General features: G+C 73.0%; 12 protein-coding genes. 2 read left to right on the top strand and 10 right to left on the bottom strand.

The window, feature by feature from the left end:
* Positions 1 to 95 precede the first annotated feature (95 nt).
* Positions 96 to 950 carry an oxidoreductase gene (locus tag AC0NH5_RS39715; protein WP_474413018.1) on the bottom strand — a complete coding sequence of 285 codons (855 nt, stop codon included), beginning with the start codon at positions 948 to 950 and terminating at the stop codon, positions 96 to 98.
* Positions 947 to 1,804 (bottom strand): NmrA family NAD(P)-binding protein, encoded by an 858-nt coding sequence (locus AC0NH5_RS39710; protein WP_474413016.1) that lies wholly within the window; start codon positions 1,802 to 1,804, stop codon positions 947 to 949. Before AC0NH5_RS39710 ends, AC0NH5_RS39715 begins: the two co-directional genes overlap by 4 nt.
* 105 nt (positions 1,805 to 1,909) lie before the next feature.
* Here AC0NH5_RS39710 and AC0NH5_RS39705 point away from each other — a divergent pair, with 105 nt between their 5' ends.
* Complete coding sequence (locus AC0NH5_RS39705) at positions 1,910 to 2,842, top strand: AraC family transcriptional regulator (RefSeq protein ID WP_474413014.1); 933 nt, start codon at positions 1,910 to 1,912, stop codon at positions 2,840 to 2,842.
* Between the two features lie 5 nt (positions 2,843 to 2,847).
* Here the strand turns inward: AC0NH5_RS39705 and AC0NH5_RS39700 are convergent, their stop codons facing one another.
* Both AC0NH5_RS39700 and AC0NH5_RS39695 read right to left on the bottom strand, forming a co-directional pair.
* The gene (locus AC0NH5_RS39700; protein ID WP_474413012.1) at positions 2,848 to 3,309 is read right to left on the bottom strand and encodes a VOC family protein; all 462 of its coding nucleotides are present in this window, start codon (positions 3,307 to 3,309) and stop codon (positions 2,848 to 2,850) included.
* Positions 3,306 to 3,869, bottom strand: a complete 564-nt coding sequence (locus tag AC0NH5_RS39695; RefSeq protein WP_474413010.1) for a DinB family protein — start codon at positions 3,867 to 3,869, stop codon at positions 3,306 to 3,308. The genes AC0NH5_RS39700 and AC0NH5_RS39695 overlap by 4 nt, the downstream gene beginning before the upstream one ends.
* Before the next feature lie 61 nt (positions 3,870 to 3,930).
* Here AC0NH5_RS39695 and AC0NH5_RS39690 point away from each other — a divergent pair, with 61 nt between their 5' ends.
* Positions 3,931 to 4,875 carry a helix-turn-helix transcriptional regulator gene (locus tag AC0NH5_RS39690; protein WP_474413008.1) on the top strand — a complete coding sequence of 315 codons (945 nt, stop codon included), beginning with the start codon at positions 3,931 to 3,933 and terminating at the stop codon, positions 4,873 to 4,875.
* On the opposite strand, the gene AC0NH5_RS39685 is transcribed toward AC0NH5_RS39690, so the two are convergent.
* The 6 genes from AC0NH5_RS39685 to AC0NH5_RS39660 form a co-directional block, all read right to left on the bottom strand.
* Positions 4,854 to 7,919 carry an amidohydrolase family protein gene (locus AC0NH5_RS39685; protein WP_474413006.1) on the bottom strand — a complete coding sequence of 1,022 codons (3,066 nt, stop codon included), beginning with the start codon at positions 7,917 to 7,919 and terminating at the stop codon, positions 4,854 to 4,856. The two genes, AC0NH5_RS39690 and AC0NH5_RS39685, sit on opposite strands and share 22 nt — an antisense overlap.
* Before the next feature lie 15 nt (positions 7,920 to 7,934).
* On the bottom strand, positions 7,935 to 10,250 hold the full coding sequence (locus tag AC0NH5_RS39680) for a hypothetical protein (RefSeq protein WP_474413004.1): 2,316 nt from the start codon (positions 10,248 to 10,250) through the stop codon (positions 7,935 to 7,937).
* Positions 10,247 to 10,975 (bottom strand): hypothetical protein, encoded by a 729-nt coding sequence (locus AC0NH5_RS39675; RefSeq protein ID WP_474413002.1) that lies wholly within the window; start codon positions 10,973 to 10,975, stop codon positions 10,247 to 10,249. Before AC0NH5_RS39675 ends, AC0NH5_RS39680 begins: the two co-directional genes overlap by 4 nt.
* A 94-nt stretch (positions 10,976 to 11,069) precedes the next feature.
* Complete coding sequence (locus AC0NH5_RS39670) at positions 11,070 to 13,331, bottom strand: putative bifunctional diguanylate cyclase/phosphodiesterase (protein WP_474413000.1); 2,262 nt, start codon at positions 13,329 to 13,331, stop codon at positions 11,070 to 11,072.
* A gap of 41 nt (positions 13,332 to 13,372) precedes the next feature.
* Entirely contained in the window at positions 13,373 to 14,014 is a 642-nt protein-coding gene (locus AC0NH5_RS39665) for a maleylpyruvate isomerase family mycothiol-dependent enzyme (protein WP_474412998.1), read from the bottom strand.
* Positions 14,011 to 14,472 carry a MarR family winged helix-turn-helix transcriptional regulator gene (locus AC0NH5_RS39660; protein ID WP_474412996.1) on the bottom strand — a complete coding sequence of 154 codons (462 nt, stop codon included), beginning with the start codon at positions 14,470 to 14,472 and terminating at the stop codon, positions 14,011 to 14,013. The genes AC0NH5_RS39665 and AC0NH5_RS39660 overlap by 4 nt, the downstream gene beginning before the upstream one ends.
* Positions 14,473 to 14,770: the final 298 nt, after the last annotated feature.

Here is a 14,770-nt window from a genome sequence, read left to right as displayed (position 1 = left end):
CGGCGGCGGGCCGGTGTGGCCGGCCGGCGAGGTGGCCCGGGCGTACCGGCCGCCGGCTACATCGCGCAGGGGTACGCGAGATCGGTGTACGCCGTTCACGAGGAGGTGCTCAGCCGTCCCGCGTCCACGCCGGTGAGCTGCTCCGACCAGTCCCAGAGCCGGGCGGCCAGCGCGACGTCGTAGGACCGGCGGCTCGACCGGACCACCGCCGGCCGGCCGGTGCGCTGCGCGAACCCGTCCGGCCCGATCAGGGTGCCGCCGCCGACGCCGGGCGCCGTCGCCGCGTACAACAGGGGGAGGGCGCCCATCTCCGGGGTCTGCGCCCGCCCACCCGCCAGGATCCGCCCGGTCAGCGAGGTGTCCCGCCGCTGGCCCTCGGTGGCGGCGACGCCGGGGTGCGCCGCCACCGAGATGGTCCGGCGGCCGGCGGCCGTGAGCCGGCGCTGGAGTTCGTACGCGAAGAGCAGGTTGGCCAGCTTGGACTGCCCGTAGGCGAGCCAGCGCCGGTAGCGGCGGCGCTCCCAGTTCAGGTCCGGGTGGTGCGCGCTGATCCGGCCGAGCCGGTGCAGGCCGCTGGAGACCGTCACGACGCGGTCCCGGACCCGGTCGAGCAGCAGGGTGGTCAGCGCGAACGTGCCCAGGTGGTTGACGCCGAGGTGCAGCTCGAAGCCGTCGGCGGTGACGCCTTTCGGCACTGCCATCACGCCGGCGTTGTTGATCAACACGTCCACCTCGCGGTCCAGGCGGCCGGCGAAGGATCGCACCGACCCGAGGTCGGCGAGGTCGATCTCGCGTACCTCCAGATCTCCGCCGATCTGCGCCGCGACGGACCGCGCCCGGGCCGGATCGCGGCAGGCCATGATCACCTGGTGGCCGGCCGCGGCCAGGACCCGCGTCATCTGCGCGCCGAGGCCGCTGGTCGCGCCGGTGACCACGACGGTGCGCCTCATGACCCGCCCCCTGCGGCCCGGACGACGTCCTGGAGGGTCTCCTTCAGCTCGGTGGTGCACTCCCGCCGCCGGTCGCCCCGCGGTTCGAGCAGGCCGCGGTTCCCGGCGTCGTAGAGGGCGGACAGTTCGGTGGCGAGCACCGGCGGGATGCCGGCCCGGGTCATCGTGTCCAGCCAGGCCGGCTGCGGGACGGTGACCACCTCGAGTTTGCGGCCGAGCAGCTCGCCGAGCAGTTCGGCGGCCTGCCGCTCGGTGTAGGCGGGCGCCTCCAGGGCGACGACCTCGCCGGCCGCCGGCGGGTTCACCAGCGCGTCCGCGACGACCCGGCCGATGTCACGGGTGGCGACCATCGGGACCGGCACGTCGGCGGTGTCGCCGAAGACCGGGTAGACGCCGGCCCCGGTCGCCGCGCCGAGGATCTCCTCGGCCTTCTCCTGGAAGTGCGGGGCGCGGATCGCGGTGACCACCGCGCCGGTCGCGCGCAGGCGGTTCTCCAGGTGGTGCAGCCAGCGGATCGGGCCGGTGCCCTCCGCCAGGTGGGCGCCCCACGACGAGAGCATCACCACGTGCGGGACGCGGCTGTCGGCGACCGCGCCGGCGATCGTGTCGGCCATCGCGCGGTGCTCGGCGTCGCCGCCGGTGGCGATGGTCGGCAGCAGCACGAACGCGCCGCGACAGCCGGTGAGGGCGGCGGCCAGAGCGGCCCGGTCGGTGAGATCGGCGACCGCGGCGCCGGGCCACGACGCGGCCCGGCCCGGGTCGCGGACGACGGCGCGGACGGGCTGGTCCGCGGCGCTCAGGGCGCGGGCGGTCGCTCCGCCGACGTGGCCGGTGATTCCGGTGATGGCGTACATGTGGGCCTCCTGCTCGGTTTCCGTTGACTTCAGTCAACTGGCAGGTGGTGAGACGATCCATGTTCCACAGGCTCGATCGCATGTCTGAGCGTCTACAGTGCGGCCATGGACCCGCTGGGAGACCTGCTCGACGGGGTACGCGCGCACACCGCCGCCTTCTGCCAGGCCGTCCTCGACCCGCCCTGGGGACTGCGGATCGAGGACGAGGCGCGGCTCGCCCTGGCCCTCCCGCTCAGCGGCCACGCCTGGGTGGTCCCGGACGACGGGGAACCCACCCTGATCCGGACCGGCGACGTGGCGATCGTGCAGGGCCCGGAGCCGTACACAGTGGCCGACGCACCGGGGACCCGTCCGTCGGTCTTCGTCCGGCCCGGCAACCGGCTGCTCAGCGTCGAGGGCATCGACGTCACCACCCAGGCGAAGCAGGCGACGGTGAGCCGGCTCGGCCGCCCGGCCGGCGGCACCGTGCTGGCCAGCGGCACCTATCAGGTGAGCAGCTTCGTCAGCGGCCGGCTGCTGGCCGCGCTGCCACGGCTCGTCCACGTGCCCCGCGCGCAGGTCCAGTCACCGATCATGGAACTGCTCGCGACCGAGGTGGAGCGGGACGAGCCGGGGCAGCAGGTGGTGCTGGACCGGCTGCTGGACCTGGCCTTGATCGCCACGTTGCGCGCCTGGTTCGCCCGCCCCGAGGCGGACACTCCGGGCTGGTACCGGGCGCACGGCGACCCGCTGGTCGGGCCGGCCCTGCGGATCATCCACGACGACCCGGCACGGCCGTGGACGGTGGCCGGCCTCGCCGCGGCGACCGGCGCGTCCCGGGCGGCCTTCGCCCGCCGGTTCACCGACCTCGTCGGCCAGCCGCCGATGGCGTACGTGACGCGGTGGCGCCTGGACCTGGCGGCGGAGGCCCTGCGCACCACGGACGCCACGGTCAGCTCGATCGCCCGGCAGGTGGGGTACGCGAACGCGTTCGCGCTGACCGTGGCCTTCAAACGGGTGCGGGGCGCCAGCCCGCAGCAGTACCGGGCCGTTGTCTAGAGGGCTCAGTCGAGGCAGAACTCGTTGCCCTCGGGGTCGGCCATCACGATGAAGCCGGCGCTGAACGGGGGCTGCGGCTCGTCCCGGCGCAGCCGTTTGGCGCCCAGCCCGACGAGGCGGTCGCACTCGGCCTCCAGGGCGGCCATCCGCTTGTCGCCCTCCAGGCCCGGAGCCGAGCGGACGTCCAGGTGCAGGCGGTTCTTCGCGGTCTTGCCCTCCGGCACCCGCTGGAAGAAGATCCGCGGGCCGGTGCCGTCCGGGTCCTCGATGGCTGACCGGGAGTTCCATTCCTCCGCCGGCACGCCGAACCGCTTGAGTGCCGCCCGCCAGGCCTCCAGCGGGTCGTCGTCGGGCCCGAGCTCGACGCCGGGCGGGCCGGGCAGGACGTAGCCGAGGGCGTCGCGCCAGAACAGCGACAGCGCCCCCGGGTCGTGGCAGTCGAACGTGACCTGGACGGTGCGGCTCATCGGATCGTCTCCTTGGCGGTGTGGAGGTCGCGCAGCAGGCTGACCTCGGACAGATGGTGGATCAACTCGCGGTGGATGTGCAGGACCAGGGCGGCCATCGGCAGCTCCGGGTAGGGCTCCTTGTCACCGGCCGGCACGAGCAGCCCGGCCTCGCCGAGGCCGCGCACCCCGTCCAGCCAGACGCCGAGTTGCGTCCGCAGCTGGTCCAGCGCGCCGGCGGCGGTGCCCGCGTAGTCCCAGGTCTGGTAGGACGCGGGCGGCGCACCGAAGTGGGCGGCGTTGCGCATGGCCAGCACGCCGACGATGACGTGGCCGAGCCGCCAGGCGATCGTGGTGACCGGCGGCGGTTCGGGCGGCGGAAAGCCGTAGTCGATGGTGAACTCACCGGCTCCGGCCTGCACGGGCGCTGCCGACGAGCCGCGTGGCCGCACGCTCCAGGCATTCGGCGCGGGCTCCCAGAAGTACTCCTCGTCGCTGAGGTCCGCCAGCCGGGACCGGAGCTGGTTGTCCCAGTGGAACTCCCACTGCTCGCGAAGGATCTGGTTCCAGTTCGGTTCCATGCGCCCACCCTCGCACCCCTGGCGGACAGGATCGGTCCGCTTTCTCTGCCAGGGTGGTGACATGGAGACGACGGAGCGCGTGCTCACCCTGCTCGGGCTGCTCCAGCAGCGGCAGGTCTGGACCGGCCCGGAGCTGGCCGAGCGGCTCGGCGTCACACCGCGCACCGTGCGGCGCGACGTGGAGCGGCTGCGCACGCTCGGCTATCCGGTGCGGGCCGGCCAGGGTGTCGGCGGCGGCTATCAGCTGGGCCCCGGCCAGACGCTGCCGCCACTGCTGCTCGACGACGAGGAGGCCATCGCGACCGCGGTCTCGCTGCTGGCCGGTGCGGCGAGTGCGGGCGACGCCGCGCTGCGCGCGCTGACCAAACTCGATCAAGTGCTTCCCACCCGACTGAAACCGGAGGTACGCGCACTGCACAGCGCCGTCGAGTCCTTCGGTGCCCGCCTCGCCCCGATCGCCCGGGAGGTGCTGACCACCCTGGCCCGGGCCTGCCGCGACCAGGTCGAGGCCGGTTTCGACTACCCGTCCGGCGACACTGTGCGGCGCCGCCGCGTCGAGCCGTACCGGCTGGTCGCCTCGGACCGGCGGTGGTACCTGTTCGCGTACGACCTGGACCGCGACGACTGGCGCACCTTCCGGGTGGACCGGATGGCCGAGGTCGCCGCCCGGACCTGGCGGTTCTCTCCCCGCCCGGCCCCGGACGCCGCGCGGTTCGTGCAGGAGAGCGTGGCCAGCCGCGTCTACCGGCATCAGGCCCGGTTCCTGGTGCACGCTCCGGCCGACACCGTGCGCGCTGAGGTCCCGGCCTCGGCAGCGGTCGTCACCGAGCGCGCCGACGGCCGCTGCGAGCTGCTCAGCGGCGCCGGCACCCTGGACTTCGTGCTGATGCACATGGTCCTGCTCGGTCACGATTTCGAGATCCTTGAACCGCCGGAGCTGCGGGAGCGCTGCCAGGTCCTCGCCGAGCGGCTCCGCGCCGCCGGTCAGCCGTCGCAGCAGGCGTGACGGGCCTCCCGCACCCAGTGCGGGTCGTGCCACCAGTGATGATCGACGGCGGCCGGGGCGGGCACGCTCGCCGACTCCATCGGCGCCGCGCGGAACGGCTCGATCAACTCCTCCACCCCGCGGAGCACCCCGGCCGCCATCACCTGACGGACGTCGGCCGCCCGTTCGATGTCGGTGAGCGGGTCACCGCCCAGCACGACCAGGTCCGCGTAGTGGCCGGGAGCGATCCGGCCGAGCGGCTCCTCGAGGAACCGGCCGGGGATCCGGGTGGCGGTGCTCAGGGCCTCCCACGGCGTCATCCCGTACGCGACCATGGCGCGCAGGTTGAGGTGGGTGCTGACCGCGTTCGGGGCGATCGGCGAGTCGGTGCCGGTGATCACGGTGCCGCCGGCGCGGAACAGCCGGGTCAGGTGCGCCACCTGCCGGGCCAGGTTCTGCCGGGTGACCGTCTGGTCGGTGGTGCGGGCGGTGGTGGCGATGGTCTGCAGGGCCGCGTACTCCCAGGCCGGATAGAGCGTCCGCACGCGGACGTCGGTGACCAGGCTGTCGTCCTCGCGCAGCAGCGTGACGGCGTTGAACAGGGTGGGCGTGCGCGCCGCGCCGGTGGTGACGAAGACGTCGTCCACGTCGGAGTACACGGTGCCCAGGGCGGTCACCGTTCGCGAGTACCCGAAGCGGCTGGTCGCTCCGACGTGCTCCTGGCCGTCGCCGCCGAACGCGAACGCCGGGTAGTGGTAGTGCGAGGTGGCGTGCACCCGGTTCCGGTGCGCCCACCTGATCACCTGCCGCTGGCGTTCCGGCGACAACCGGACGTACGCCTTCATCAGGTCGTACCCCAGCGCCCCGGCCCGTTCCAGTTCCAGCGCGAGCTGCCCGTGGTCGTACGTGGGCCGCATGAAGTTGTAGAAGATCCGGGAGCCGTCGATCGCCTCGCCGGTGGCGAAGTACCGCGGGCCGATGCGGGCGCCGGACTGGATCGACTCGCGCTCCTCGACCATGTGGTACGCCGGGCTGCCGGGCGAACGGGTGGTGGTGACGCCCAGCGACAGCCACAGCCGTCCCTGCCGGTCGCCGTACGAATAGCCCTGCATCTCCCGGTGGTGGTGCATGTCGATCAGCCCCGGCGTGACCACCGCGTCCCGGGCGTCGACCAGGCGCCCGTCCCGCCCGGCCCGGTGCGGTTCGACCGCGGTGATCCGGTGGCCCTCCACCACGATGTCGACGTCCCGGGTCAGGTCGCGGCGCACGCCGTCCCACATCCGGCCGGCATGGATGACGGTCCGGCCGCGCGGCCGGGTGTTGGCCCAGGTCAGCGGCATCGGTACGGTCCGCGGCCGGCCACCGCCCACCCCGATCGTGCGCAGTACGCCGTTGTGCAGATAGAGCAGGCGGGTCGAGTCACCGCTCCAGCTGGGGGCGTCGGTCACCTCGTGGGTGATCTGCCGGGGCGTGCCGGCATAGCTGCCGTCGGGGTTGACGTCCACCACCCACAGCACGCTGGCCAGCACGAACGCGAGCCGGCGCCCGTCCGGTGACCAGACCGGCCCGTCGTCGCCGCGGGTCTGCAGGGACCTGTGCGGCAGCGGGTCGACGTAGCGCCCGGCCCCGGTCGCCACGTCCACCAGCAGGATCTTGCTGAGCCCCTCCCGGAAGCGGGCCGAGTACGGCACCACCGCGGCGAGCGCGATGGTGCGCCCGTCCGCCGACCAGCTCGGCCGGCCCGGCTCGAAAGTGGCGGTGAACAGCTGCCGGACCGCGCCGGTGGCCACCTCGACGGTGTGGAGCGCGCCGGTCTGGTCCAGGAACGCCAGGTGCGACCCGTCCGCCGACCAGGTGCCGGAGACCGCTGCCGCGCCGGGCAGCGCGGTCAGCTGCCGGTCGGCGCCGGTGGCCAGATCACGGATCCAGATGTCCAGCTTGCCGCCGCGGTCGGTGGAGTACGACAGATGGCGGCCGTCGGGCGACCAGGCGGGATCGGACTTCCACCAGTGGTCCCGGGTGAGCGGCCGGGGCGGCTGCCCGATCCGCATCGTCCAGACGTCGTTGAGCGCCCGGAACGCAACCGAGCTGCCGTCGGGGGAGAGCACCGGGCTGCCGATGCCCAGGACCGCGTGGCGCGTACCCGAATCGAAGTCTCTCGCCCGCTTGCGATAACGCGGCCGGGAGAGGGCGACGGCGGCCGCAAAACCGATCCGCGCCGCCGGCGCCGCGGCGCCCAGCGTGCGCCGCCGGATCCCGCCGTCCGCGGCATAGACGAAGTCGCGCGCCGAAACCCAGCTCACCCGGAACGGGAACACCTCCTCACCGGTCACCACCGGCGCGCCGTCGAGCCACAACTCGCTGCGCCCGGCCACGGTGAGCTGATGGATCAGGCCGGCGCCGTCCGGCGTCCACTCGGGCCCGCGGATGATCTGGCCGGCCGGCACGGTCACCGCGGTGCTGCGGGCGCCCGACGCGACCTCGACCACGTCGACGCGGGTGTTGGCGACCACGAAGGCGATCCGCCGGCCGTCCGGCGACCAGGTGGGCTCGAACTCCTCGGCGGCACTCTCGGCGACCACGCTGATCCGGCCGGACGCCAGGTCCAACAGGTGGATGCCGTAACTGCCGGAGCGGTCGGAGGAGAAGGCGATCGTGCGGCCGTCGGGGGAGAAGCGCGGCTCCCGGTGGTCGAACGGCCCGGAGGTGAGGCGGCGCAGGCCGGCGCCGTCGGCGCGGACGGCCCAGAGGTCGAAGGTGCCGGTGCGGTAGGACTGGAAGACGAGCGTGCGCCCGTCGGGCGACCAGTCGGGCTGGGCTATGTCGAAGAGGTCGCCGGTCAGGCGGCGGGCCGGGCCGCCCGAAGCGGGCAGCGTCCAGAGCACGCCGGCCAGATCCATGGCGATCGTGCGACCGTCCGGCGACACCCGGACGGCGATGTTGGTGCCCTGATCGAGACCGGCCCTGGTGAGGGTGACGGAGGCGGCGGCGCGGGTGGCGGCCGGCCCGAGCACGGTGGTGCCGGCGGCGCCGGCGAGGAGTCCACGTCTGGTGACAGGAGTCATTCCCTCAATAGACGCTCATGGATGCCTTGACGCAAGCCTCCGGGCCCACTCCCGGATCGAGCGCGCGGGGTGGTCGGTGAGCCGGCGGAGGTCGGCGGGGAACAGGCCCGGCAGGTCCTCGGCCGCGGTCAGGATCGCGGCAGCGACGAGGGTGCCGTCATTGTTGATCATCTCGTCGATCCTCCCGGCGATGAGCGGGCGCAGCGGGCTCTCTGTCGTCAGCGACCGGACCAGGGCGACCGCGACCATGGCCCGGACCTCGACGTTCTCGTCCCCGGTGAACGGGAGCACCATGGCCATCAGGGCGTCATCGGGTGCCCGGGCGGCCAGCAGCGCCACGGTGCGGGCGCCTTCCCGGCGGGAGTCGGCCTCAGAGCCGCCGAGCAGACGGGCGACGAAGTCGTAGACGTCGCTCGGATCGAGGAGCCCGTGCGCCGCGCCGAACCGGAGGGCGGCCGGAAAAGGGATCACGCCGGTCAGGAAACCCGGCGCGGACTCGTCCACGATCACCCGCCGGATGCCGTCCCGGAAAATCTCCGCGACATCGTCCGGCAGGCTGAGCTTCGCCTGGGCCAGCCGGTCGAAGGCGGTGCTGCGGTCGTCCCGGCCCACCCGGATGTCCAGCAGGAAGGCGGCCAGGTCAGGCCACAGATCAGTGGCGCCGGCCAGAGCGATCGCGGCGACCGCGACATCCGCCTCCTGGAGACCACCGAAGGAATAGACGCCGTTCGCGGCCGTCGCACGGGTTGCAGCCATCCCCTCGCGGAGGGCGGCCCGGTCCGCCTCGGTCACCGCGGGCGGCGGCTGGTCCGCGGCGATGGCCGAGCTCAGCTCGTCGGCCAGCCGCGTCAGGGGCGGCGCGTCGGACGTGGAGGCGATCGGCCGGCCTGAGCGCAGCGACACCAGGGCCGTCGTGCGCGGCAGCCGGTCGGTCAGGTCCGCGCTCGCCTCCAGCCAGCGCTCCCGGAGGTGCGGGTCGAGGCGGTCCCAGTCGAGGATGCGCACCGCCCGCCGAAGTTCCTCGTCGAGCAGCTGGTCGTCCTCGGGCGCCTGGCGGGCCTGGGCCAGCAGCACGTCGGTGATCTCGCCGGCGGCGTCGCACACGTTGCTCAGCGCGGCCGCGGCCGACCATGCGGCCGAACGCCGCAGTACGGCCATCTGCCGGCTGCCCGGCAGATTCCACGGTCCGCCGGCCGCGAGCAGGTCCAGCACCGCGGTCAGAGCGCGCCGTGCCTCCTCTGGGTCGAGCAGATCCGCGGCGGCCCGCAGCACCTGGAGCTCCACGATGCGCAGCAGATGGGGAGCGGTCCGCCGGTCCAGGATCTGCCGGGCGTCCCGGACGAGGGCCGCGAGGGGACCCGCTTCGACGAGATGCCGCACCACGACCGTCAGCTCGCGTTGTCCGATGCTGTGGCGCAGCAGCCGCAGGACGTCGGCGGTGTCGACGACGTCAGGGTTCTGCAGCAGGCGCAGCACCGCCAGGTCACCGCGTGCCGCATAGACGTTGCCGTGCCCGGCGAGCTCCAGGTGCAGGGCGCTCGTGAACAGCTCCGCGTGGCCCGGGTCGCCGATGATGCGCCGCTTCCGTTTGAAGCCGTCCTTGAAGAGCGATCGGGCGTAGTGGGCGTACTGGTCAGCGCGATCCCGCGTCGTGCGGCGGATCAGCTCGGTGCCCCGCAGCCTGCTCTCCTCCCGTCGCGCCAGCAGCGAAGCTAGTCCACTCTCTTCGGCTTCCTGGTAGGCGATCAGGCTGCCGACGGCATCGCCCAGGTTGTCGACGATCGTGGCGATCACGTCCTCGTGACCCCGATCGCTGATCGGGCCGGGCTCGAAGGGTGTGCAGTCGGCAGGTCGCAAGCGGTCCAGAGCCGAGGCGGCCTCCCGGGAGGCCGGCAGGTGCGGCAGGCCGGCGTCGCGCAGCCGGAGCGCCTTCTGCTGCAGCAGCGCCGCGCGCACCAGGAGATCGTCCGCGGTCTCGCCGGTGACCCTCGCCAGCAGCAGGTCGAGGGTGCCCAGGCAGGTGTCGTAGTCGTCGAGCTCGGCGGCGGCGCAGGTCAGCATGAGGGCGTAGGCGGCCGCCCTGGCCGGGTCGTCCGCCGCCGCCTCCACGACCAGGGCGGCAAGATCGGGAACCGCCTCCCGGATGGTGTCGTTGCGCAGCGACCGTTCCGCGGCACGCAGGAGGGGACCGCTCGATTCCCGGCTGCCGGAGCGGCCGAGTACCAGGTCGGCGAGCTGCGCGTACTCGCGTGCGCCACGCTCGTCGGGGGTGTGCGGGCGCGAGGCGACGTCGCGCGGCGCCAGGACGGCGGCGATCCAGGCCAGGTTCATCGGTAGCCACCTACGGGGGAGTCGCTGAAGGAGTGGGCCGGGGAAGTCGGGCGTTGGCGCGTGCGGTCGGCGACGAGCTGGCGGATGCGCTTCGCCACCGCGTCGCCGAACTCGTCGACGCCGGCCGCACGGCGCACATAGATCTTGCTGGGCGCGCTGGAGCCCAACCAGACGTCGACCTTCGGTTCTGCCAGCAGGCAGTCGTCCTCGGAGCCGATGAGGAAGATGTGCGCCTCCGCGGAGTCGCCGCGCTCGCGAGCGGACAAGGCGCTGCGGACGGCTTCGCCGGTGCCGTTGCCGGCGACCCGGGCAGCCAGGTGAGCAACGAAGTGGAGATCCGCCCGTGCCGCGCGGACCTCGTCGATGTCGCGGACGTCGGCCGTCTCCGTACGGCAGCCGGTGACGACCTCGTTGAAGAGTTCCTGGAGGTGCCACTCGGTGCGGTGGGTCTCCGACCGGACGACGATGATGTCCGCCCTGGCGGGAATCTGGTCGAAGAGATCAGCGAGGTCGGCCCGCTCGACCTCGCGGAGGATGGCCGGCAACTCGGCGAGTCTGTGGCGGTCCTCGATCCAGTCCCACAGGCCCCGGGGCTCGTTCCCGCGGAGGAACAGGTCGCGTTCATGGCGACGGACCTCGAAGAGATCCGCTACTTCGTGCCAGGAGTTGCCGAGGTGGTTGCAGAAGGCGCGTTTGACGAAGCCCGGTGGTGCGAGATCCTGCACCGTTGAGCTCCGTCCCGGTCATCACGGCCGTCCGTGACCGTGATACCAGCATCGGCCGCCCGGGCAAAGCTGACACGCTCACCCCGGGTTGCCGTCACTGTCCGGTGCGGTACGCCTCCCGGACCAGATCGGTGATCTCCGCCGCGGTGCCCGGCCTGGCGAACAGGTAACCCTGCCCGTACGTGCAGCCCAGCTCGGAGAGCATGGAGTGCTGACCGGCCTGCTCGATGCCCTCGGCGACGGTCTGCAGGCGCAGCGCGCGGCCCAGCCCGACCACCGCCTCGACCAGGGTGGCGTCCTCCTGGCTCACGGTGATCCCGTCGATGAACGCTTTGTCGATCTTCAAGATGTCGATCGGGAAGCGACGGAGGTACGACAGGGACGAATACCCGGTGCCGAAGTCGTCGATGGCGATCCGCACGCCGAGCCCGCGCAGCGCGTGCAGGATCTCCACGGTCGCGTCCACGTCGGTCATCAGCAGCGATTCGGTGATCTCCAGGACCACCAGGCCCGGGGCGATGCCCGACGAGGTGAGGGCGTCGCGGACCACCTCGACCAGGTTGTCGCCCTCCTGGAACTGGCGGGCGGACAGGTTCACGCTGACCCGGACCCGGTCGGCGCCCGGGATGGTGCGATGCCACTCGGCCACCTGCGACAGCGCGGTGCGCAGCACGAACCCGCCGAGCGCGGTGATCAGGCCGGTCCGCTCGGCCTGCGGGATGAACGTGTTCGGCCCGAGCAGCCCGCGGGTGGGGTGCTGCCAGCGGGCCAGGGCCTCGACGCCGATCGGCAGCGCGCCCGGCAGGTCGACGATGGGCTGGTAGACGACGGTGAACTCCTCGGCGGCGAGAGCCCGCTCCATCTCGCCGCGGGCCTCGGCCTCGGCGACCGCGGCCGCGTACATCGAGGGCTCGAAGACCGCGGCACGGTCGCCGCCGGCGCTCTTGGCCGCGTACATGGCCAGGTCCGCGTCCCGCATCAGCTCGTCGACGACGGCGCCGTGTGTCTCGCCGGCCTTGACGGTCGCGATGCCGAGGCTGGCGGTGACCACGAGATCGTTCTCGGCGATCCGCACGGGTTCGCGGACGGCCTCCAGCAGCCGGTCCGCGACGGCGTGCAGACCCAGGTCGTCGAGGTCCTCGACCAGCACCGCGAACTCGTCGCCGCCGAGCCGGGCCAGGGTGTCCGAGGGGCGCAGCACGCCGGTCATCCGGGTGGCGACCCGGCGCAGCAGCTCGTCGCCGGCCGGGTGGCCGAGCGTGTCGTTGACCTTCTTGAACTCGTCCAGATCGATGATCAACAACGACACCCGGCCGGCGGTACGGGCGTGCCTGCGCTCCGCGGTGGTGATCCGGTCGCGCAGCAGTGACCGATTCGGCAGCCCGGTGACCGCGTCCTCGAACGCCTGCCGGGTCAGCTCCCGGCGCAGGGTGTTCTGCGTGGTCACGTCCCGGATGCTCAGGATCACCGCGCCGATCGCCGGATTGTCGAGGTGGTTGGTGCCGGTCACCTCGGTGTCGAGGCAGCGCCCGTCCGCGTGCACGCTGCGCGTCTCCAGCCGCGAGGTGTGCCCGGGCCCGGCCGCGCGCAGCTCGGCCAGCCACCGGACGACCCGTTCCACCTCCTCCGGGTGGGTCATCGCGGCCAGGTCGGCGATGGTCAGGGTGCCCGCCTGGTGGCCCAGGATGCGGCCGGTGGAGGAGCTGACATAGCGGATCTCGCCGTCGGCCAGGGCCACCACGGCGTCGGAGCCGTTCTCCAGCAGGGCCGCGGCGCGCTGTTCGGCCGCTTCCCGCTGGTTCTGCTGCAGGCGGCGGTTGTGCGTGGTGAGCACACAGAGCCCGGTGACCACCACCATGGCGCAGCACATCGACACGACCAGCGCCGGCTCACCGGACCAGCGGGTGCCGAGCAGCGCCAGATAGCCGAGCACGCCGGCTGCTCCCAGCCCGACGGTCACCCGGCTGCCGACCGTGGTGGCGGCCACCGTGGTGACCAGCACCGCGCCGATCGGGAACATCACGACGGCGTCCGGGTCGGGCAGGTTGAACAGTGCCAGGGCGGCCAGGGCGGCGGCGTACAGGCCGGTCAGCACCCGGTGCCCGGACGGGCGGGCCAGGATCGACTCCCAGGGCAGGCGGATCGCCGCCAGCACGACGACCAGCGCCGCGCACAGGGCCGCCACGGTCGTCCAGGCGCGGGCCGGCCAGGCCAGCTCGACCCGGAGCAGGCCCATCCCGGTCAGCGCGGCGAGAACGCCCAGGGTGAGGCGGACCTGACGGGCCAGGTGCCCCGTCTGTCCAGTGTTGGAGTCCGCCCAGCGCATCATGAGCGTGCCGATCGGCAGCAATGGCACGGACTTGACGGAAACGCCGGGGCCGCGATTCTGCTCCCGGATCAGCTCATGGCGCTGCTCAGCCTGTCGCGGCCCGGTCCGTGCAGGTCCGCCAGAGCCGCGGCCCGGCCGGTGATCGCCATGGCCAGCGCCTCGGCCTGGCCGGAGACGATCACACCGGTGCCGCTGTTCCAGTCGAGGTCGCCGGCGGTCAGCGCGAGACCGTCCAGCCTCCCGGGCGGGACCAGGGCCGGGGCGACCCGCGGCGAGGTGAGGTAGTCGAGCAGGATCCGCCAGTGGTCGAGCGGCACGTCGGCGCTCAGGCCGAGAGGTCGCGCGATGTCCCGCAGGTGCAGGCAGGTCTCGGCGAACGGGCCCATCGGGCCGACCCGGGCCGGGTCGACCCGGTCCTGCGCGTGCGCGCGCAGCAGCGCCACCAACTCGGCGCGGGGCCGGTCGGCGAGCCGGCGGGTGAAATGGTCGACGGTCCGGTCGGTGTCGCCGCGGTAGCGCAGAGCGGCAAGGAAGAACCGTCCGAAACCGATCAGCATGGGTTGCACGAAGTGTGCCGCCATGTGCTGCACGGTCCAGCCCCGGCACAGGGTGTCGGCGGCCCACTGGCGGTCGTCGAGGCCGTCCAGGAAGTCGGCGATCATGAGGCGGTTCGCCGTGGTCAGCCGGTAGATCTCGGCCTTGTCGATCATTCGCCCACCGCCCGGCGGCGCACGTCCCGGTTGAGTGCCCGAAGCACCTTGAGTGCCGCCGCCACGTCACCGGCGCCGCACTCGGCGGCCATCTCGCTCAGCCGGCGCAGCTCGTCGCGCCGCATCCGGTCGAACAGCGCTGTGCCGGCGACGGTCAGCGCGATCAGCACCGATCGGCGGTGCGCCGGGTTGTCGCGGACCTCGACGAAGCCGAGTTCCAGCAGGTCGTTGACGTGTCGCTGAACGCCCTGCCGGGCGAGATCCAGACGCTCGGCGATGGCGGGCACGGTCGCGGCGCCGTGTTCGGCCAGGATCTCCAGCACCGCGCGCATGCCGACGGTCACGCCGTCACGCTTCAGGGCGGCCTCGACCACGCGTGCCGAGTTCAGCACCAGGGGCCGCACCTCTCTCAGCACCTCATACAGCTCTTCGCCGCGGCTTACCCGCTCCTCCAACATGACAACAATGATGTCATGCATGCATCGCCATCACCACCCCATCGGGTCAAACGGGGTAGCACCCGCCCACCACCCCGCAGCCCGGCCACGCGCGCCCGCCGCTCGCGTCCAGGCTGTTCCTGCCACGGCGCCGCGCCCCAGCTACGCGTGCCCGCCGTCGGTCGGCCGCTACTCGCTTGCATGGCGTATCGGGGGGGGGGGGGGGGGGGGGGGGGGGGGGGGGGGAAGGAGGGGACAAACACACGGGTGGTGGGTGGGGGGGGGGGGGGGGGGGGGGGGGTTATACAAATAACAAAAA

It is taken from the genome of Actinoplanes sp. 13 (assembly GCF_056134165.1).
This window is presented reverse-complemented; position numbering and strand designations above follow the sequence as displayed.